General features: G+C 64.4%; 16 protein-coding genes. 13 read left to right on the top strand and 3 right to left on the bottom strand.

Features of this window, described 5'->3' with window-relative positions:
- Window positions 1-72: 72 nt before the first annotated feature.
- Together motA and AC6UUM_RS08445 are read left to right on the top strand one after the other, a co-directional pair.
- A complete protein-coding gene (gene motA / locus AC6UUM_RS08450; protein ID WP_500801845.1) occupies window positions 73-939 on the top strand; it encodes a flagellar motor stator protein MotA in 867 nt (288 codons plus the stop codon).
- 10 nt (window positions 940-949) lie between these two features.
- Entirely contained in the window at window positions 950-1837 is an 888-nt protein-coding gene (locus AC6UUM_RS08445; RefSeq protein ID WP_500801844.1) for a flagellar motor protein MotB, read from the top strand.
- 3 nt (window positions 1838-1840) lie between these two features.
- Here the strand turns inward: AC6UUM_RS08445 and AC6UUM_RS08440 are convergent, their stop codons facing one another.
- The gene (locus AC6UUM_RS08440) at window positions 1841-3106 is read right to left on the bottom strand and encodes a capsule polysaccharide biogenesis protein (RefSeq protein ID WP_500801843.1); all 1266 of its coding nucleotides are present in this window, start codon (window positions 3104-3106) and stop codon (window positions 1841-1843) included.
- A 258-nt stretch (window positions 3107-3364) separates the two neighbouring features.
- Between AC6UUM_RS08440 and AC6UUM_RS08435 the strand changes: the two genes are divergently transcribed.
- Entirely contained in the window at window positions 3365-4771 is a 1407-nt protein-coding gene (locus AC6UUM_RS08435) for an LTA synthase family protein (protein WP_500801842.1), read from the top strand.
- Here the strand turns inward: AC6UUM_RS08435 and AC6UUM_RS08430 are convergent.
- Window positions 4758-5603 (bottom strand): SDR family NAD(P)-dependent oxidoreductase, encoded by an 846-nt coding sequence (locus AC6UUM_RS08430; RefSeq protein WP_500801841.1) that lies wholly within the window; start codon window positions 5601-5603, stop codon window positions 4758-4760. The genes AC6UUM_RS08435 and AC6UUM_RS08430 overlap by 14 nt on opposite strands.
- Between AC6UUM_RS08430 and AC6UUM_RS08425 the strand changes: the two genes are divergently transcribed.
- Entirely contained in the window at window positions 5602-6465 is an 864-nt protein-coding gene (locus AC6UUM_RS08425; RefSeq protein WP_500801840.1) for a sterol desaturase family protein, read from the top strand. The two genes, AC6UUM_RS08430 and AC6UUM_RS08425, sit on opposite strands and share 2 nt — an antisense overlap.
- Here the strand turns inward: AC6UUM_RS08425 and AC6UUM_RS08420 are convergent.
- Complete coding sequence (locus AC6UUM_RS08420) at window positions 6434-7105, bottom strand: HAD family hydrolase (protein WP_500801839.1); 672 nt, start codon at window positions 7103-7105, stop codon at window positions 6434-6436. The two genes, AC6UUM_RS08425 and AC6UUM_RS08420, sit on opposite strands and share 32 nt — an antisense overlap.
- Window positions 7106-7170: 65 nt before the next feature.
- Between AC6UUM_RS08420 and AC6UUM_RS08415 the strand changes: the two genes are divergently transcribed.
- The 9 genes from AC6UUM_RS08415 (at window position 7171) to AC6UUM_RS08375 (ending at window position 21444) form a co-directional block, all read left to right on the top strand.
- On the top strand, window positions 7171-8199 hold the full coding sequence (locus AC6UUM_RS08415; RefSeq protein ID WP_500801838.1) for a KpsF/GutQ family sugar-phosphate isomerase: 1029 nt from the start codon (window positions 7171-7173) through the stop codon (window positions 8197-8199).
- Window positions 8200-8205: 6 nt separating this feature from the next.
- Entirely contained in the window at window positions 8206-9009 is an 804-nt protein-coding gene (locus AC6UUM_RS08410; protein ID WP_500801837.1) for a 3-deoxy-manno-octulosonate cytidylyltransferase, read from the top strand.
- Window positions 9009-9827, top strand: coding sequence for a 3-deoxy-8-phosphooctulonate synthase (gene kdsA / locus AC6UUM_RS08405; protein WP_500801836.1), 819 nt, complete (start codon window positions 9009-9011; stop codon window positions 9825-9827). The genes AC6UUM_RS08410 and kdsA overlap by 1 nt, the downstream gene beginning before the upstream one ends.
- A gap of 3 nt (window positions 9828-9830) precedes the next feature.
- A complete protein-coding gene (locus tag AC6UUM_RS08400; RefSeq protein WP_500801835.1) occupies window positions 9831-11381 on the top strand; it encodes a capsular polysaccharide export protein, LipB/KpsS family in 1551 nt (516 codons plus the stop codon).
- A 34-nt stretch (window positions 11382-11415) separates the two neighbouring features.
- Window positions 11416-12669 (top strand): glycosyltransferase family 4 protein, encoded by a 1254-nt coding sequence (locus tag AC6UUM_RS08395; protein ID WP_500801834.1) that lies wholly within the window; start codon window positions 11416-11418, stop codon window positions 12667-12669.
- A gap of 352 nt (window positions 12670-13021) precedes the next feature.
- Entirely contained in the window at window positions 13022-16159 is a 3138-nt protein-coding gene (locus AC6UUM_RS08390) for a coiled-coil domain-containing protein (protein ID WP_500801833.1), read from the top strand.
- An 86-nt stretch (window positions 16160-16245) separates the two neighbouring features.
- Window positions 16246-16770: a DUF4214 domain-containing protein gene (locus tag AC6UUM_RS08385; RefSeq protein ID WP_500804867.1), complete on the top strand. Its 525-nt coding sequence runs from the start codon at window positions 16246-16248 to the stop codon at window positions 16768-16770.
- Window positions 16771-16777: 7 nt separating this feature from the next.
- On the top strand, window positions 16778-17365 hold the full coding sequence (locus tag AC6UUM_RS08380) for a hypothetical protein (RefSeq protein ID WP_500804866.1): 588 nt from the start codon (window positions 16778-16780) through the stop codon (window positions 17363-17365).
- Window positions 17365-21444: a glycosyltransferase gene (locus tag AC6UUM_RS08375; RefSeq protein WP_500804865.1), complete on the top strand. Its 4080-nt coding sequence runs from the start codon at window positions 17365-17367 to the stop codon at window positions 21442-21444. The genes AC6UUM_RS08380 and AC6UUM_RS08375 overlap by 1 nt, the downstream gene beginning before the upstream one ends.
- Window positions 21445-21464 lie beyond the last annotated feature (20 nt).

The following is a 21464-nucleotide window of genomic DNA, read 5'->3' as shown; positions in this document are numbered from 1 at the left end:
ACGGACCTATTTAATCCGCTTTGGCACCGGCCGTAATCCCAAGCGAACCCGCACCCGGAGCCGCCCTGCCCAATGCTGTCGATCATCGGCCTTGTCGTGCTTGTCGTCATGGTGTTTGGCGGCTTTGCCATAACGGGGGGCAGCCTGGGGCCGGTGCTGCATGCGCTGCCGCATGAATTCCTGATCATCGGCGGCGCGGCGGCCGGGGCGACGCTGGTGGCCACCGACATCAAGGGCATCAAGGACATGGGCGGCGGCCTGGGCAAGGTGGTCAAGGGGCCGAAGTACAAAAAAGCCGATTATGGCGCCGCCATCTTCCTTACCGCCCGGCTGATGCGCTTGTTCCGCACCGATGGCCCGACGGCGGTGGAACCCCATATCGAGGACCCGAAATCATCGAGCATTTTTGGTGAATATCCGCAGTTCGCCAGCGATCATTTTTTCATCGCGCTGGTGACGGATTCGATCCGGCTGCTGGTGGTATCCACCGGCACGCTGTCGCCGATGGCGGTGGAGGAGGTGATCGACACCCATATCGAAACCCACCATCACGCCGCACTGAAACCGGTCGAGCGCCTGCAAACCATGTCGGACGCGCTGCCGGCGCTGGGCATTGTCGCGGCCGTGCTGGGCGTGATCAAGACGATGGGCAGCATCGACAAGCCGCCGGCCATCCTGGGCGCGATGGTCGGATCGGCGCTGGTCGGCACGTTCCTGGGCGTGTTGCTCAGCTATGGGATCGTTGGCCCGCTTTCGGCGCGGTTGAAGGCGGTGATCGACGAGGACAGCGAGATTTACCTGGTGGTGCGCCGGGTGATCATCGCCACGCTGAAGGGCCAGCCGCAGCCGCTGGTGATCGAAGCGGCGCGCACCGCGATCAGCCCGACCCACCAGCCGAGCTTCAGCGAGATTTTCGACGGCCTGCGGACGGCAAAGTGAACAGCGCCCCATGAAACCGGAAGGCCGGATCGAGCCAGAAATCATCATCAAGAAGGTGAAGGTGCACGGCCATGGCCATCATGGCGGCGCCTGGAAGATCGCCTATGCCGATTTCGTGACGGCGATGATGGCGTTTTTCATGCTGCTGTGGATCCTGGGCGCCACCAACGAACAGCAGCGCAAGGGCATCGCCGATTATTTCACCCCCACCGTCATCCAGATGCAGGCCAGCGGCGGTTCCAACGGCCTGTTCGGCGGCAAATCCGTGGCGGCGCCCGAAGGCAGCGCCGTGCGCCCGGAAACCACAGGCAAACGGCCGGTGACCCAGGCTGGCAGCGACCAGAAGCCCACACGACTCGATCCGAAGCCCGGCCCGAACCAGCCGCTGCAAGGCCCGGCGGGCAACAAGCAGGCGGGTGACGAAGCGCGTTTCGAGGCGATCACCCGCAAACTGCAAGCCAGGCTGGAAGCCGATCCGACGTTGAAGGGCCTGAAAGGCCAGGTGAAATTCGTGAAAACCCGCGACGGCCTGCGCATCGATCTGGTGGAGCGCGCCGATTTTTCGATGTTCGCGCTGGGCACGGCCGCGCCCACCACCGCCGCCGGCAGCCTGGTGCAGACCGTGGCCCATGCCATCGAGGATACGCCCAATCATCTGGCGGTGCGCGGCCATACCGACGCGTTGAGCTTCAAATCACCGGGCGGAGCGTCAAACTGGAGCCTTTCGACCACCCGCGCCGATGCCACCCGCCGCCTGCTGATGGGCGCCGGCATTCCCGGCAACCGGTTCCGCCGCATCGAAGGCGTGGCCGATACCGATCCCTTCGTGAAGAACGCGCCCACCGACCCGCGCAACCGCCGGATCAGCATCACCTTGCTGTATCAGGACCCGGCGTAGGCCCTATTCCGGCAGCAGCGGTCGGCCTTCGAAGCGGGCAATGGCATGGTGGATCACGCGGGCCAGCGCTTCCTCGCTGAAGAAGCCGCCCGGGATCAGGCAGCGATCGATCAACACGCGGCGAAAGGCAGCAAAGGTGGCGGCATCGGGCGGCACCGGCCGCTGCCAGAAATCATCCAACCCGTTCTGGCAGGTGATATCGGGAATGTCATACACCGCATGGCCGAGCACGATCACCGGCACCCCCTTGGCCAGGCCCAACGTGCCGCTGGTGCTGTTGATCGTCACCATGCCCAGTGCGCCTTCGGCGATGGTTTCGATATCACCCCACGCCAGATAATCCACCCGATCGGCAACACCGCAACGGGTGGCGACATCCTGCGCCTCCTGGTTCCAATCGCGCACCCAATTGTCGAGCGGATGTTCCTTCACCACCAGCCGGGCATCAACCGGCGCATGGGCGGCAAAGGATTCGATCACCAGCTTCAGCGCATCGGCGATGCCGGCAAAGGGCGAATGCAGCCGAATCTGCGCATCGGAATCGAGCTGGAGCGGAAACAGGAAATAGCGGGCATCGGGTGCGGCCAGGCGGTTCAGCAGGGCGGCGGCTTCGGCTTGGCGGCGTTTGCGGCGCAGCAGCTTGCGCGCCCAGCCGGTGGCCTCCACCAACGGGTGCCAAGGCCGGTGATTGCGCCAGTGGGGATAATGCCAGCGGCTGAACAGATCGGCGACATTGTAAATCACGCCTTCGGTGGCCCGGCGCGGGAAAGATGACAGCACGCGGGTATGTACCGGCACCGGCGGCAGTGATGCCGCAAGTTCGCGATACCAGGCCGGATCGCGCGGCAGTGTGGAATGGCCGTTTACGCCATCCCGTTCCAGCGTAACCCAATCGGGGCGGACATAGCCTTCTTCGAACACATGCACCGTGATGCCCAGTTCGCGGCAGACGCGCGTGGCCAGGATATGGTGATCGCGGCAATCGCCGAACAGCACGACATCGGTGATGGCGTGCGCGCGGATGATGCCAGCCAGCGCTTCGGGCCAATCGGCCAACGTGCCACGATAATCGATGCCGCCAGGCAGCCGCCAGAAGGCGCGATCGCCGCCGTTGAAGTTCACCTTGTGCACCTGGTGACCAGCCGCCAACAGGCCCTGGCCCAGCCGGCGGAACAGCGGCCCCATCAGGCCCTGCAGCAACAACACGCTGCGCCGCGCAGCGGACGCGGGCGTGAGGGTGGCCTGGGCAATGATCGATCCTTCGGGCATCAACTGCGCTCCGTGGCGGGCCGAATCAGGCCCGTTTTGCGACCCGTTACCGTTGCATCTGCCCTGCGGTTACAATAGCCGCCGCCCCCCGCGCTCCCTGCCTTTCGGGCGGCATTTGCGCAAGGGCTGCCTTAATTTCAACCAATGTTGTGGGCATTTGGCCACGCCTTGGCCATGACAGCATCGCCAGACCCCACGGAGCTCCCCTTTGCAGTGCCCGATTTGCCGCTGATCATTGCCGTTTTGCTGGTTGGCACCATGCTGATGGATATGCAGGTACAGCCGTGCGCCGCGATACGGATGCGCAGCCTGGCCGGGCTGTGGCTGCATGCCTTGGCTGTGGTCGCAGGCTTTGGCCTGGTGCTGGCGCTGTGCGGCAATCCACTGGCCGCGGTGGCGGCGGTGCTGATCGTGATGGCAGCGCTGGTGCTGGGATCGAATGCCAAGCATCTTTTGCTGGGCGAGCCGATCATATTTTCCGATCTGGCGCTGCTGCGTGCGCTGTTCCAGCATCCGCAATTCTATTTCACCGCGCTGAACCCTGGGCAATTGCTCGCCTTGGGAGCCGGCGCGCTGGCCGTGCCGGCAGCGATGACCTGGCTGTTCGTGCCGGCGGTGGCCCCGCATCTGTGGGGCCTGGGCGTGCTGGGCGGGGCGGTGGCGCTGCTGGCCATCAGCCTGCGCCTGCCGCCCTGGCGCGATCTGGCGCCGGTGCCCGATGCCGATGCCGATGTGGCGCGCCATGGCCTGGTGGCGACCATCATCCTGCACCGGCAGCGCTGGCGCGCCAGCACCGATCCGCTGCCATCCACCGCAGCGCTGCCGGCGCCGGCCAATGCCGCGCTGGTCGTGATCGTCCAGTGCGAATCCTTTGCCGATCCGGCCGAGCTGTTCGATGATCCGGCCGTCGCCCTGCCCGGCCTGACCGCAGCACGCGAATCGGCCTGGCTGCACGGGCGCCTGCAGGTACCGGGCTTTGGCGCTTATACGAATCGCACCGAATATGGCGTGATCTTCGGCCGCGACGAGGATGCGCTGGGGTTTCGGCGCTTCGATCCCTATCTGACCGCCCTGGGGGAGGCCAGCCACGCCCTGCCGGCGCGCCTTGCACGCTCCGGCTGGCGCAGCCTGTTCGTCCATCCGCACGACATGCGCTTTTACGCCCGCAACACGATCCTGCCGGCTGCCGGCTTTGCGGAACTGATCGGGCCGGAGCGTTTTGCTCCGCCCACCGCCGAACAGGGCCGCTATGTCTCCGATGCGGCGATCACCGATCAGCTGCTGGACCTGATCGCGGCGGCAACCGGCCCGACCATGCTGCACGCGGTCACCATCGAAAACCACGGGCCCTGGCCGGTCGACGCGCCGGCTGCCACCGGCAAGCTGTGCACCGCCTATCTGAAACTGGTGCGCCGGGGCGATGCCATGCTGGCGCGCCTGCAGGCCAGCCTTGCGGCGCGGCAGCAGCCGGCAATGTTGGTGTTTTACGGCGATCATCGGCCCAGCATCCCAGGTGTGGCGTGCCCGGATGGCCCGCGCCACACGCCGTTCGTGCTGCTGCGCTTCGGGGCGGATGGGCAGTTGATTCGCAGCGGCGACAGCCCCTGCGATCTGTCACCCGCCCAACTGCATCACGCCCTGATTGCCGCCCTTACGGCGGTGTGAGCGAAAGCAACAGCCGGTCGCGCCACGGTGCCGGCAACAGCCGATCGATCAGGCGCAGCACGGCAAACGGCCAGGGGATGATGGCATGGGCCTGGCCGCGATCCACCGCCGCCAGCACCAGCCGCGCCGCCGTGGGAAGCGATATCAGCAGCCCCCTCGGCACCGGGCGCCCACCGTCGGGCCAATCGATGAAGCCGGGCGACACCAACGTCACCTGCACGCCATGGCGCCGCACCGCCAGGCGCAGCGCATCGGCAAAGCGCGCCAGCCCGGCCTTGCTGCCGGCATAGGCCGGAGCGAACGGCAGGGCATGAAAGGCCGCGGCCGATCCGATCAGCACGATGCGCCCCTGCCCGCGCGCCGCCATCCGATCCGCCAGCGCCGCCGCCAGCGCTGCCGGGCCTGCGAAATTCACCTGGGCCAGCCGCGCCACCTGCGCCGCATCCTCCACCCGGGCATCGGCCGCTGCCGTATCGCCCTGCCCGGCCACCAGCAGCGCCTCGTCAAACGGGGTGGCGGCGTCCGCGTCCACGGCGGCGAGCATGGCGCTGATGTCCGCCAGATCGAGACTGCGCACCGCAACATCGGCTCCCGCCGCGCGACAGGCGTCTGCCGTGGCCGAAAGCCGCCCAAGGTCACGCCCCCACAACAGCAGCGCCACGCCAGGCGCGGCGCGCGCGCGCGCCAGCGCGCCACCCAATGCGCCGGACGCGCCGGTGATCAGGATATGGCGGACCGGCGCGGAACTGTGCGTTGGCGACGGTTCAGCACGAGAGATCGGAGGATCCGGCTGCGTTGAATCGGGGCGATCGGGCGGCAGGGGTGTGGACATGATGTATGCTTCATCAGCAAAGACCGCCTCTGGCACAAGCCAGGCTGTCAGGTCAGCGCAATCGCCACACACATCGTCGTCACGGCAGCGCGATCTTCTGGCGCATTATTCTGCACTGTCACGTTTTTTTCACAATTCACCCAAAAAGTTGAAGGATTTGGCAAATCGCCGCAATGCTTCGCATATGGGTCGTATCATCCTTGACAGTTGGCGCGCGCATCTGTTGAGAGCGAGGTTAATGGCTGGATCCCAAACTCGAATCACGTTGTTTCAGAACCGTTGGCTGGAAAAGCTGACGGTGGTGTCAGCGCCTGTGTTCATCGCCCTGTGGGCGGTGCTGTTGCCCGCGATCCTGTGGGCCGCGTGGGGCACGGCGTCGCCTGGAGCGGCCGTCGGCCTCACCTTGGTCGGCATCACTATCTGGACGCTTACCGAATATGCGCTGCACCGCTTCCTGTTCCATTGGGAACCGGCGTCGGTATTGATGGAAAAATTCGTGTTCATCATGCACGGCAATCATCATGCAGTGCCCAACGATCCACTGCGCAATCTGATGCCGCCGATGGTGAGCATAACGGTAGGCTTGGCCGTCGGCGCCGGCTTTGTCGCGTTGATCGGTCCATCAGGCGTGTGGCTGCTGCTCGGCTTCATGACCGGTTATGTCGCCTATGATCTGGTGCATTATGCCTGCCACCAGTGGCCGATGAAGGGCCGCATTGCCCGCATGCTGAAACGGCATCACATGCGCCACCATCATGCTCACGACAAAGGCAATTATGCCATCACCGGCATGATGTGGGATCGGTTGTTCGCCACCCGCGTGGAAAGCGTCAAGCGGCCGGCGACTGCGTCGCAAGCCTGACGAGCGCGTTCATGCTGGCCAGCACCGGCGCGGCCGGGGCAGCCGATCTCGCCTCTGCCAGGCCATAACCCCAACCGACCAACATGATCGGGAGCCCGGCCGCATGTGCCGTCGCCACATCCACCGCCGAGTCGCCCACATAAAGGCAGGTCGCGGCATCGGCACCGATGCCGGCCATCGCAAGGCGCGCCGCATCGGGGGCCGGCTTGCGCGGCCGATCGGGCCGCGCGCCGATGATGGCGCCGAAATAGCGGGCGAGATCAAGATCGGCGAGAATCTTGTCACACAGGGCCTGCGGCTTGTTGGAACAGATGGCCATGCGCACGCCGGCATCGTTGAGCGCCGCCAGCGCCGCCGCCACGCCCGCAAAGGCCAGATCGGCCGGCGTCGGCACCACGGCATGGCGGGCGCGGAATTCGGCAATTTCAGCATCCGGATCGCCGCAATGGCGGCCCAGCACCGCGGCGATCATCGCAGCGCCGCCCACCGCGTCCATGGCGCGGGCGATCGCCGGATCGGCGCGATGATCGCTGCCGCGCGCGGCCAGCATCGCGTCGATGATCGAGCAGGTGATCCGCACCGAATCGATCAAAGTGCCATCCAGATCGAACAGGATCGCGTCGGGGGGGGGCGCCGGCATGGCCGACGCATCCCCTGCCCGGCCCGGCCCTGTCAAGCGCGCTGCAATTGACCGCCAACCGGGCCATGGATAAAGACTTGAGCCCGCAGGGCCGGCGGTTGCACGGAAAGACCAACACGATGAACGGCAATCTGCATCAGGATATCGGCCGGCAGGTCATTGCCCTGGAAGCCGAAGCGCTGCGCCAGCTGGAAGCCATGATCGACGGCCGGTTTTCCGCCGTGGTCGATGCCATATTGGCCTGCCAAAGCCGGGTGATCGTATCGGGCATCGGCAAATCCGGCCATATTGCCCGCAAGATCGCCGCGACGCTGGCCGCCACCGGCACGCCGGCGCATTTCGTGCATGCCGGCGAAGCCGCGCACGGCGATGCCGGCATGGTGATGCCGGGCGATCTGCTGCTGGTGTTTTCCAACAGCGGCGGCACCGTGGAATTGCAACCCTTGTGCCTGCACGCCAAGCGCATCGGCTGCCGGCTGGTCGGGGTGTCGAGCAACCCGACCTCGCTGTTGATGCGCACCGCAGATCTGGGCCTGTTGCTGCCCATGGTCGAGGAAGCCTGCACCGCCAGCCTGGCGCCGACGACCTCCACCACCATGATGATGGCGCTGGGCGATGCGCTGGCCGTGACGGTGATGCGGGCGCGCGGCCTGTCGGGCACTGACATTCGCGCGCTGCACCCCGGCGGCACCATCGGCCTGCACCTGCGCGGCGTCGAGGATGTGATGCACGGCGGCGACCGGCTGCCGCTGGTGGCGATGGACACGCCGATGCACCGGGCGCTGCTGACGATGACCGAAAAGCGGCTGGGCATGACCGGCGTGGTCGATGATCAGGGCCTGTTGGTTGGCATCATCACCGATGGCGATTTGCGCCGCCATGCCGCCGACATGCTGGCCGGCACCGCCGCCACCACGATGACGCCCGCACCCAAGACCATCCCGCGCACCGCCCTGGTGGAAGACGCGCTGGAGATGATGAACATCCACCGCATCACCACCTTGTTCGTGGTGGACGATGCCGAGCCGCGCCGGCCGCTGGGCGCGGTGCAGATTTATGATATCGCTGCACCAGCCCCGTTGGTGCAGGCCTGAACCGCCATGGCGCGCGTTGCCCTGATCATTCCGGCCCGCTTTGCCTCCAGCCGCTTTCCCGGCAAGCCGCTGGCGCTTCTGAAGGGCCCGGATGGCCGCACGCACAGCTTGCTGGAATGGACGTGGGCCGCAGCCCGCGCCGTGCCGGGCATTGCCGAATGCGTGGTCGCAACCGATGATGACCGGATCGCAATCCACGCGCGCGCGCACGGCATGGCGGTGGTGATGACGCCGGCGGACTGTTTGAACGGCACCGAACGCTGCGCCGCCGCGCTGGCCGGCCTGGCCACCACGCCGGATATCGTTGTCAACCTGCAAGGCGATGCGCCGTTGATTCCGGCAACGATGGTGGCAGCGGTGATCGATTGCCTGGCCGCCGATCCAGGCCTCGCCCTGGCAACTGCCGCCGTGCCGGCCAGCCCGGCCGTGCTGGCGCATCTGCAAAGCGATGCCGCGGCCGGGCGCGTCGGCGGCACCACGGTGGTATGCAACCGCGGTTCCCGCGCGCTGTATTTTTCCAAATCGATCATCCCGCACGTGGCGCCGGGCAGCGTGCCGGCGCAACCGGTGCTGCTGCATGTCGGGCTTTATGCCTATCGCCCGGATTCGCTGGCGGCCTATGTCGCCGCCGGCCCGGCGGTGCTGGAATTGCAGGAAGGGCTGGAACAATTGCGCTTCCTCGATGCCGGGCTGCCGGTGGGCGTTGCCGTGTGCCCGGCGCCGGGCTGGGATCTGATCGAACTCAACAACCCGACCGACACGCCCCTGATCGAGGCCCAGTTGGCGCGGCGCGCCGAGGAATCCGCCTGATGCTTCCCCATTTCACCCGCGCGCCCGGCGCACCGCCCTTCCTGATCGCTGGCCCGTGCGTCATCGAAAGCGAGGCGCTGTGCCTGGCCGTCGCCGGGCAATTGCGCGCCATGGCCGATCGTTTGGGCCTGCCGGTGATCTTCAAGGCGAGCTTCGACAAGGCCAACCGCACATCGGGCGGGGCCTATCGCGGTCTCGGCCTGCACGAAGGCTTGCGCGTGCTGGAGACCGTGCGCCGCGAAACCGGGCTGCCAGTGCTGACGGATGTGCATCTGCCCGATCAGGTGGCCGCGGTGGCCGAAGTGGTGGACATGCTGCAAACTCCGGCGTTCCTGGCGCGGCAGACCGATCTGATCAGCGCTTCTGCCGCCAGTGGCCGGCCGGTGAACATCAAGAAGGCGCAGTTCATGGCGCCGCACGACATGGCCGCCGTGCTGGCCAAGGCGCGGGGCGCGGCCACGGCGGCCGGGGTGGACAGCAGCAACATCCTGCTGTGCGAACGCGGATCGAGCTTTGGCTACAATAATCTTGTGGTCGATATGCGCGCGCTGGTGATCCTGCGCGACATGGGGTGCCCGGTGGTGTTCGATGCCACACACAGCGTGCAATTGCCGGGTGGCGGTGGTGACCGATCCTTGGGCCAGCGCCAATATGTCGAGCCGCTGGCGCGCGCCGCCGTGGCGATCGGCGTTGATGGCCTGTTCATGGAAACCCACCCCGATCCCGATGCGGCGCTGTCGGACGGGCCAAACATGGTGCCGCTCGATCAATTGCCCGGCCTGATGCAGCGGCTGATCGCCATCGCAGCCGTGGGGTAGGTGGTGGCGGCTGCGCCCCTGCTGGTTATCCCGCCCTTCCCCGGCGCGCGTCCGCCGCGCTTTGCGGTGTGGGGCGGCAGCGGCGAGGATGCGGCTGGCCTGCTGGCGGCCCTGGCCGCGCACCGGGTTGGCGGCTGTTATTGGGGCCGGCAGCCGGCATTGCCCTTGGCGGGTTATGATCTCGATGGCACCGCATCGCTGGCCAGCGGGGCGCAGGCCTGGCCCGCCGATGCCGATCCCTGGCATATGCTCGATGGCGCGGTGCGGGTGCGGCTGCCAGCGGCCGACGCGCGCATCCTGCTGGCGGTGGCGGCCGGGCGCGACGTGGTGGTCACCGATTCGGGGCGCGACCAGGCCCTTGATGCAGCGATGATTGCGGCGCTGCTGCACACCCACCTCACCGGCTGGCACTGGCAGGATCCGTTCAGCGGCGCGGCCATCACCTGCCTGCAGGCCATCTCGTTGGCGGGGTTCTGGCGGCAGTTGATCGATGGCAATCGCCCCATCGTGGCGGCGCTGGGCTTTGCCTATTGGAAGCGACCGACCGTGGCGCCGCTGCTGTGGAACGGTGCCGCCGCGCCCTTCCGGCGCGATCTGCCGGTGCTGGGCGCGGCTGATCAAGTGGCGGTGTGGCGATCACGGCTGACCGCCGCGCAAGCGCGCGACCTGGCCGGCAGCGCCGTGCCGGTTCTGGAAGTGGAGGATGGCTTCATCCGCTCGGCGGGGCTGGGCGCCGATTGCGTGCCGCCATTGTCGGTGATCGTGGACGACGTGGGCGTGCATTTCGATCCGAACTACCCAAGCGGCCTCGAAAATCTGTTGCAGCACGGCGATTTTCCGCCCGATCTGCTGGCCCGTGCCGCCGCCCTGCGCTCGGCAATCGTCGCCAGCGGCCTGTCCAAATATGAAAGCGGCCAGGCCGTCGCGCTCGAACGCCCCGGTGGTGCGCGCCGCCACGTGCTGGTGCCCGGCCAGGTCGAGGATGATCGCGCCGTCACCAGTGGCGGCGCGCTGGCCAGCAATCGGGAACTGCTGCGCCGCGCCCGCGCCGCCGCCGGGCCGGATGCGTTTGTGATCTACAAGCCCCACCCCGACGTGCTGGCCGGCCACCGCCGCGGAAATATACCGGCGGCCGACACGGCGGCACTGGCTGACATGATCGAAACCAGCGCACCGATGGCGGCCCTGATCGCCATGGCAGACGAACTGCACGTCAACAGCTCGCTGGCCGGCTTCGAAGCCTTGCTGCGCCACAAGCCCGTCACCGTCCATGGCGTGCCCTTCTACGCCGGCTGGGGCCTCACCACCGATCACGGCCCGGTGCCGGCGCGGCGCACCGCCCGGCGCACACTGGATGAACTGGTCGCCGCCACCCTGCTGCTCTACCCGCGCTATCTCGATCCCCTCACCGGCCTACCCTGCCCCGCGGAGGTGCTGGTCCAGCGCCTGACCAGCGGCGCGCCCCGCCACGATCCGAAAGCCGCCGCCGTCATCCAACTGCGCCGCGCCACCGGGCGGGTGCGGGCGGGCGTCGGGCGGTTGCTCCAGCAATGATCCCTGGCTTCCTTGCGGCTGGACGGCGCCGATCATGAAGCGGCTTGCCAAACGCACGGCGCGCATCCTGGGCAACATCGTGACCAAGCTGCAAATGCTCTGGTTCCAGCATGTCGGTGGCTATCGCTATGTCGCGGCCTTGCGCGGCGCGACCGCTTCGACGCTGCCACCCGCCGGCCGGCTGATTGTCGATCTGTCGGTGATCAGCAAGCATGATGCCGGCACCGGCATCCAGCGTGTCGTGCGGGCGATTGCCTTCCATCTGGCCGATGCTGCCCCTGATATCGCCCGGCCGGTGCTGTTCGTCGAAACCCGCGGCCGCAGGCATTTTCGGATCGAGCTGGTCGATGGCGGATATCGGTCAACCGGCGAGCAATTGATCTATCGCGCTGGCGATCTGTTCCTGGGGCTGGATTTCTCGCTCGATGCGCTGTGGCGCATGCGCGCCGAGCTGGCCCGAATGCGCCGCATCGGCGTGCGTTTCTGGTATCTGGTGCATGATTTCCTGCCGCTGACCCAACCGCACTGGTTTTCCGCGCCGACCGTACTGCGCTTTGCCAATTGGCTGGCGATCATGGCTGGCACGGCCGATGGCTTTTTCTGCGTATCCCCGCCGGTGGCGCGCGAACTGCAGGATATTCTCGCCGAGCGCTTCGGCATAGTCGATTGTCCCCCGGTGGCGGTGATTCCGTTGGGGTGGGACCTTGGCGGGAGCCAGCCATCGCAGGGCCTGCCTGCCGAATTCGATGATCTGCTTCGGCAGTTGGCCGGTGCGCAGGTGCTGCTGCAGGTAGGCACGATCGAACCGCGCAAGGGCCATCGGGACAGCCTGGCAGCGCTGGAACATCTTTGGCGCCAAGGTTCTCCGACGCGTTTATTGCTGGTCGGCAACGCCGGCTGGAAGATGGATGATTTCGTCGCCAGGCTACAGTCTCATCCCGAACGCGGCCATCGCCTGTTCTGGACCGGCCGGATCAGCGACGAGGCCCTGGATCGGCTTTATGCCGTGTGCACTGGCATGATCTTCCCGTCATTTGCCGAGGGCTTCGGCCTGCCGGTCATCGAGGCGCTGGCCCATGGCAAGCCGGTGCTTGCCCGACGACTGGAGGTGCTTGAGCCGCTTTCAGGATCCGGCGTGACCCTGTTTGATGCCGATCTGGACGCAGCGGGATTGGCCAGGGTGATCGATGGCTGGATTGGCGTTGCCGACCGAACAGCTCCGATACCCTTGATATCGCAACCTACCTGGCGGGATACCGCAATGTTCATGCTCCGTGCCTTGGCGTGAGTGTTTGACATTTCCAGGGTTCGGCACAGCCGTGTCGACTGAAGATGCGCGCCCGATTGATAGGGTTGAGAGGTAGAATGGTTTGCTTTGATCGCAGATAGTTGCTGTGATGGATACGCGGCGAGGGGGCATGCTCCCATCCACGTTGACAGGCAATCTCGGCGACACGTCAATGCATGTCATGTCCGGGAATATCTTGGAGACTTTACAGATTTGAAGTAATAATGAACGTTTTCCCGTTCGGCGGAAGATGGATTTGGCAACAAGCCAAGGATGAGAGGATCGCCTCATAACTCACAATAAACCAAACGGCGCCTTGGGAATGGTCGACATTGGGATCGCCAGATAACCGATGAACGTCCTGCTGTTCCTCGAGCCTGTCATATACCGTCAGGATCCCGACGCGCTCCAAGCGCACTTTCCCTGGGTCGAAGCATTTCGCAGGATTTCCCAGAGTATTGGCGGCCGCTTCGCTCTCGCCGCCAATCGCGAAACGTGCCGCGCCTGGCAGACGGTGGAACAGCCGGGTCTGGACGTGGAGATCTTTGAACTCAATGCCTTTTCCATGCTGGCCGGCTTTCGCGACAAGGTTGGCTACTCTCAGGCGTTATACGAGACGGCCCCGCCCCCTTGCGCTCTAACCAATGCGCTGCGCACCATTCGAGCGCGGTTTCAGCCCGACTTGATCCTGACTACGGCGCAGAACGCCTATGCCGTCGATGCCTTCGTCGGCATCGGGATGCTGCACGTGGAACAGCCCGCACTGCCGCGTATGGGGCACCCTTTCCGCAGCGGCTTTGACCCGTGCGGCCATCAGGTGGGTGCCTTTTTGGATGTGCATCACGACGCCATTCGCAACCTTGCCTTGCCTGTCCATGCGGCGCGCGGGGCTGCCGATCTTCTCGAACACGTCGAACAGACGCGCCGGACCATTAACCCCTTGGCTGGGCTGGCCTGCGAAGCGCTGGCGGAGATTGCGGGAGGCGAACGTATCGCGCTGCTGGCTACGCAGCCCACCGACGCTGTGACGTTCGAGGGCGCCTACCGCCAGGCCGAAATGCACGACCTGCTATTCGACTGGGCGGAACGGCTGCCCCCGGGCTGGATCGGCGTGCCCACCTATCATGCTGGACAAACGCTTTCGGAGGAACTGGAGGCAGCGCTCGCATGTTCGAGCCAGCGCATCCGGCTGCTCCCGCGCAATCTGTCTTGCGGCCTTTCGGAAGCGCTCATCACGCAGGCCGACGGACTGGTTACCATTTCTTCGACATCGGCCATGGCCGCACTGCTGTTTGGCAAGAAGGCCGTGGTCGTGGGGCGTTCACCCTTTACCCGCTGGTGCGCCAGCAGGCCGGAAGCAATCGAACAGGCCCCGACGCTGAGCCGGGTAGAGTCAAGCCGTTGTATGGCTGTGCTCACCCATCGCTTCTCTGTGTTGCACGAAGCGATCATGGCCGATCCTGTTGAAATGAAGCCGCATTTTGAGCGGGCACGCGATGGCACCGCCGCAAATTGGTACCTTGATCTGGCGGACTGGTCACTGCCCAGAGCACAAGCGCTGTTCGGCGATGTGTCCCATTCGATCGCATTGCCACCTGCTGGATTCATGCTGCGGGCGTCTGTGCCCGTGCATGAATACGACGCGTTGAGCGTCCAATGGCAGCACGCGATCAAGCAGCGCGATGATTTGGATCGCCAGCAAGCACAGGCCGTTGAATTTCAGAAGGTCCTCTCGAACGAACTGGACCACGCGATAGCCGACCGCAACCGCATCGACGCAGAGCGCCTGAATGCAGAAAGCACGGCTGAAGTACTGCGTGCCGAACTGGACCACGCCATAGCTGACCGCAACCGCATCGACGCAGAGCGCTTGAATGCAGAAAGCGCGGCTGAAGTGCTGCGTGCCGAACTGGACCACGCCATAGCCGACCGCGACCGTATCGATGCAGAGCGCCTGGATGCGGAAAGCACGGCTGAAGTGCTGCGTGCCGAACTGGACCACGCCATAGCCGACCGCAACCGCATCGACGCAGAGCGCCTGGATGCGGAAAGCAAGGCTGCAGTGCTGCATGCCGAACTGGACCACGCCATAGCCGACCGCGACCGCATCGACGCAGAGCGCCTGAATGCAGAAAGCACGGCTGCAGTGCTGCGTGCCGAACTTGATCACGCCATAGCCGACCGCGACCGTATCGATGCAGAGCGCCTGGATGCGGAAAGCACGGCTGAAGTGCTGCGTGCCGAACTGGACCACGCCATAGCCGACCGCAACCGCATCGACGCAGAGCGCTTGAATGCAGAAAGCGCGGCTGAAGTGCTGCGTGCCGAACTGGACCACGCCATAGCCGACCGCGACCGTATCGATGCAGAGCGCCTGGATGCGGAAAGCACGGCTGCAGTGCTGCATGCCGAACTGGACCACGCCATAGCTGACCGCGACCGTATCGACGCAGAGCGCCTGGATACGGAAAGCACGGCTGCAGTGCTGCATGCCGAACTGGACCACGCCATAGCCGACCGCAACCGCATCGACGCAGAGCGCTTGAATGCAGAAAGCGCGGCTGAAGTGCTGCGTGCCGAACTGGACCACGCCATAGCCGACCGCGACCGTATCGATGCAGAGCGCCTGGATGCGGAAAGCACGGCTGAAGTGCTGCGTGCCGAACTGGACCACGCCATAGCCGACCGCAACCGCATCGACGCAGAGCGCTTGAATGCAGAAAGCGCGGCTGAAGTGCTGCGTGCCGAACTGGACCACGCCATAGCCGACCGCGACCGTATCGATGCAGAGCGCCTGGATGCGGAAAGCACGGCTGCAGTGCTGCGTGCGGAACTTGATCACGCCATAGCCGACCGCGACCGTATCGATGCAGAGCGCCTGGATACGGAAAGCACGGCTGCAGTGCTGCGTGCCGAACTGGACCACGCCATAGCCGACCGCAACCGCATCGACGCAGAGCGCTTGAATGCAGAAAGCGCGGCTGAAGTGCTGCGTGCCGAACTGGACCACGCCATAGCCGACCGCGACCGTATCGATGCAGAGCGCCTGGATGCGGAAAGCACGGCTGAAGTGCTGCGTGCCGAACTGGACCACGCCATAGCCGACCGCAACCGCATCGACGCAGAATGCGCCGACGCGCAACTTCACCGTGACCTGTTGGCTGCTGAGTTGTCGCGCGCGATCAAGGATCGCGATCATCGCGATCGCGCCCTTGCACAAAGCCTTGCGCTCGAAGAGATGAGCGCAAGGGATCTGGCTGCCATGACCGCGGATCGTGATGAGGCACATATGCAAGCCGATGCGCTGCGCGCGGCCCTCGACGTCCTGGCAGCCCAGCTTAAGGGCGTGGAGGACGAGCGCTTCGGGTTGCAATCACATTTGAAATCCGTAGGAGAGTTCTGGAAGTCGACCCGCCCAAGGCGTTTTGCTGCAAGAGTCCTGGGATATGATGAGCTGGAAAATGCCAAGGTATCGCACCTTGAAACTTGAACGCTGAAAGCGCGATTTGAAGCTGCTTTTTCAAATGCCGGGGGAGACCCTGCCCTTTATCCGGAGCGCGCCCAATGAGATTGGTCATGCCGAACCAGCCCGCCGATAGCCTTGCTCAGCTGTTGGCACTTTACGATCAGGATTTCGTGCGCTGTGCCTACCTGACCTTGCTGGGCCGCGCCCCTGACCCTGACGGGCTGAGCACCTACACTCGGCAGGTCCGCATGGGCGAGCGCAAGATGGCGATAATCTCCCAGCTTTACAGCTCCGCCGAAGGTCGCGCGTTTGCCGCCAACCTGCCGGAACTGCCAAAGGCGGTCGCGGCCTATCGGCAATCGCGCCGGCCGATCATCGGAATGCTGTTTCGGCTTATAAAGTCCTCGGAAAGCGATGGCGCGCACGAACGCAAGTTGCGCAGTATCGAAAATGCGATCCACGCCAATGCTGCCGAAATTCTCGGCAGGCTCGATCGCGTCGACGCATTGGTACTGTCGAGAACAACGGGGACCGAAGGTTCCCCCGTTACCTCGCCGCCAACACATGAACAGGCTGTCAAACTGGTCAAGCCGGTAACCACCGAGCCTGCAAAAGGCGGATTCATCCCCGCATAGGCAGACCATGGCCGGATCTGCGAAATTGGAAGCCAACAGTCGTGAAGCAAGCGCGATGAAGCAGGTAGCGGCTGTTTTTCGCAGCAGCGTTGCCCCGGACGTCGCAACGCTCATGGCGGCGGATGGCCCGGACTTCGTTCGCACGGCCTACCTCACCGTATTGTGTCGGAAACCGGATCCTTCTGGCCGGGAAAGTGCGGAGGCGTTCATGCGCCGCGGCGGCCGCAAGATCGACCTGATCTGGTCACTCGCCCGCTCGGAAGAAGGCCAGAAACTTGCAATTGAGGTGGCGGGCCTGGCGTCCGCCCTTCGCCGCCGGGCGATCGGCCGCTTGCCGCTGGTTGGCCTGCTGATGCGCCCCTTGCTAGGGATCGAGCTGGTCGGAGCAGTGCATCGGCACGAACGAGCGATCGCTTTCGCCGCTGCGAAACTGCACGAAATGACTGCGATACGTCTCCATCGCCTGGAAAGCCAATTGGAAGCCAAAGCATATGATGCTGATTCCCGAGCGGAGTCTTGGATCGGGTCAGGCTCGAGCCAAAATATCGTACGGGTTCGAGAAATCATGAAGTCTTTGGGAGCCCGACTGAACTGATGCGCATCGTCGTGGATATCCAAGCGGTGCAAAATGACAGCCGGGATCGGGGTATCGGCCGTCACACGCGCGATTTCGTCAATGCCTTGGTAAATGCCGACGGAAGCCACGAACTGATCCTTCTGAGCAATTCGCAACTGGACGCTCCCCGGCAGGAAATCCTGGTTGGCCTTCCGGGCAAAGGTCTTCGAAAAAGACACATGAACTTCGCCTCTCTGGCCAATAGCTGCGAAGAAGCGCTTGAAAACGACGGCCGCGCACAGCTGGCCCAGCTGCTCTATGAAAAGATGCTCGCGGACCTTTCACCCGACGTGGTGCTGGTGGCCAGCACGATTGAAGGGTACCTCGACGATACCGTGATCCATGGTGGCCATTTCGCCCGCAGCTATGGCTTGGGATCGATCTTCTACGACCTGATCCCCCTGAGCGACGTCGATCTTTACCTCCCTGACGAACGGGTGCGGGCTTGGTTTGAAAATCGCCTTGCGGCCCTGCGTCGTTGCGACTTTCTCCTGACGAATTCGGAGACATCGCGCGAAGAAGCGATCGCACTGTTGGGTTTTCCCGCTGATCGCGTTCATTCGCCTGGTTCGGCCGTCGATCCGCGCATCTTCGCGGCCGGCGTTGCCCCACAGCCGGAAATGTTGCGTACCCGATTCGGCATCGTGGGAGACTATGTCATGCATGCCGGCGCCTTCGAGCCGCGCAAGAACTTCGAAGGTCTGCTGCGCGAGTTCGCTTTGCTCCCCAAAGTGGTGCGCACCGGCAGACAGCTGGTCTTCGTATGCAACCCTCCTGAGCCTGCCCGGGGGTACCTGCACAAACATGCGCGAGAACTGGGGCTGGATGCGGATCAACTGATCGTTACCGGCTTCGTATCCGATTCTGAACTCGCGGCGCTTTATGCGAGCGCAACGGTTTTTGCCTTTCCATCCCTGCGTGAAGGCTTCGGCCTGCCCCCCCTGGAGGCGATGGCCTGTGGAACGGCAACGATTGCATCTGCCAACTCCAGCCTTCCAGAAGTGATTGGGCGGCGTGATGCGCTGTTTGATCCTCACGCCCCGGGCGACTTGGCGCGGCTACTCGAAAAGGTGCTGACCGATGAGGGCTTCAGGCATGCGCTGGAGGATCATGCCCGCGAGCGCTCGCAACTGTTCGACTGGGACAGGAGCGCGCAGGCCGCGCTTGCAGCGCTTGCAAGTGAAGCCAAACTGGCACGCCGTACCGCATCCGCCCTGGCGGCGCTGTCAATAGATGCAGTGCTTGACCGGATCGCGGACCTGCATGCCACCGGAGCCGTGTCTCCCGCCGACATCGCCTTAGCGGTCACCGCGCTGGCGGAAAACGAACGAACCGCACAACTTCACTTGGGCCATGCAGCCCACGGCGGCGTGCAATCGTGGCGGATCGAGGGGCCCTTCGACTCCAGCTACAGCCTGTCCCTAGTGAACCGCAATTTGGCCCGGAGCCTGGAGCGGCTGGGCCACCAGGTGACGCTCGTCTCAACCGATGGCAACGGCGACTTCGCGCCCGACTCCGATTTCCTGGATGCCAACCCTGACCTCGACAGGATGGTGCGCAGCTCGTGGGAGATCCCGACCGATACGCTCTCGATCCAAAGCCGCAATCTCTTTCCTCCCCGCGTTTCCGACATGATCGGGACGAGTGCGGACGGACCGCTGCGAACGCTGCACTGTTATGCTTGGGAAGAAACGGGGTTTCCCTACCGCAGCGTCGCTGAATTCAACGCAAGCCTCGACCTGATCTTTGCGACTTCGGAACACGTCAAGAAAATCCTGATCGACAACGGGGTGCACGTCCCCATCCACGTCTGCGGACTGGGCACCGATCATCTCGAAACTCTGGATCCCGATCCGGACTACCGCATCGCGGCAAAGCCCTTCCGCTTCCTGCATGTATCGACCGGGTTGGCGCGCAAGGGCGTAGATATCTTGCTGGACGCCTATGGCGATGCATTTCGGGCCGGCGATCCCGTTTCACTGGTCCTGAAAACCTCGCGCAACGAAGGCAATCTGATCGAAACGCTATTGGCAGAACGGCGCGGTCAGGACCCGGAATTTCCTGATGTCTTGCTGTTGTTGGACGATCTCACGTCGGCGGAACTGAAGTCCCTGCATCAGCAATGCCAGGTCGCGGTCTATCCAAGTCGAGCGGAAGGATTTGGACTACCGATCGCAGAAGCGATGGTATGCGGCCTTCCGGTGATTGTGACTGGGTGGAGCGGTCAGGTCGATTTTTGCCCCATAAGCGACTCGTGGCTTGTTGACTTCACCTTCGAGCCAGCGCGGAGCCGCCTGCGCTTGGCTGGGTCGGTCTGGGCTGAGCCCGATCGCGCGATGCTGGCCGACCGGTTGCGCGAAGCCTTCGCTTGCGAGAACGGGCGTCGGCAAGCCATGGCAATGCGCGCGAAGGCGAATATCCTACACGACCAGAACTGGCAGCTTGTCGCTGCGTGCCAAGCGGCCCACGTCCGCAATCATGGCATTGAAAGGGCCAGAGGCAATCGGATTGGCGGACCAGGGGCACCGTCTTCACCCCGCATCGCCTGGCTTTCAACTTGGGACGAGAACTGCGGAATCGCGACATATTCGCACCAGTTGCTGAGGCATTTTGGCCTATCAGTAACAATCCTGGCACCGGAGCGGGAAGGAGGACACGAACCGTTCCATCCTCATGTCGTGGAGCCTGCATGGCGCCGCCCCCATCCGAAAGGCGGCCTATCGATGCTCGCGGGGCGCGTGGACCGCCGCCGTTTCGACACCATCGTCATCCAGTTCAGTTTCGCTTTCTACGATCTGCAGGAGTTGGCTGCATTGGTCGCTGACGCAACGCGTGATGGCGTCGCTGTCGTCATGGAACTGCATGCGACGGCGCTGCCAGCCGCTGAAGGGGGCGAGCAGATCCTTTCCGAAATGAGGAGCATGCTCCAGCGCTGCGCCCGGGTTCTCGTCCATTCGGTGGGTGATCTCAATCGGCTCAAGGCGATAGGTCTGGTCGACAATGTCTCGCTGCTACCGCACGGCCTGCCCGCGGGCGCACCCGTTACGGTGCCGGGCACCATGGGTGGCCACCACACCCGCAAGACTGCCGATCTGCCGTTGATAATTTCCTTTGGATTTGCCCTACCTCACAAGGGACTGGTCGAACTGGTCGAAGCCGCCGCACATCTGCGGGATGCGGGGAGACCGGTGCAGCTGTTGCTGCTGAATGCCGAGTTTCCCGTACCCGCCTCGAAAGCTACAATTGCGCAAATCAAGGAACGAATTGCCGAGCTTTCGCTTGCAGACACAATCCAATGCGACTTCACGTTCCGTCGTGAGGCAGATGTAGCGCAAGCGCTTGCGGCAGCCGATCTCATTATCTTTCCATATCAGGGCACCGACGAATCCGTGAGCGGAGCGGTCCGCCATGCGCTTGCCAGTGGCCGGCCGGTGGCGGTGACTGCGGCGCCCATTTTCGCCGAACTGGCAGGCTTGGTCCACGTCCTGCCGGCCAAGACTCCTGAGGGTATCGCGACCGGTATCGCAGATGCGCTCGCGGCAGCTGGCAGCGACGAAGCCAGGCTCCAGCTCGAGGCCGCGGCCGACTTCGTGGCACAGTTGGGCTTCGATCGGATCGCCGCCAGGATCGAGGGCATGTGCACTGCGCTTGCGCGCGAAACGCCTGCCCTCGTGCGAGTCTATCCTGCAAGCGGTCCTGCACTGCGTCCCCCGGCGACGAAGATTTCGGGACAGAGCGTCACGGTCACCGCGGCCGACACCCTGCGAGGTCCAGGCGCTGCGCTGGCGGCTGGCTGTTATGACATCACGGTTGAAGGTGCCGCACCAAGATCGTGCCCGCTTCCGCAAATTACCGCCGAGTTGGCCGGTAAACCTTGTTCGCTTCGTAACGAGGGAACGGACCGTGTCGACCGCGCCGTGGACGATCGCTTCACCTGGTCGGCCTTGATCGAGATTACCCCCAGAGCTGGGGCGTTTGACATCGTGATCCGACCGGAAAACGCCATCGAAGTCAGGATTGACCGCATCTCGATCCGCCCCACGGGCTTGCCTGCGTAAACTCCTCAGGCAGGCCGCAG

Source organism: Sandarakinorhabdus sp. (assembly GCF_987265915.1).
Note: the sequence above shows the minus strand (reverse complement) of the source record. Positions and strands in the feature narration are given on the sequence as shown.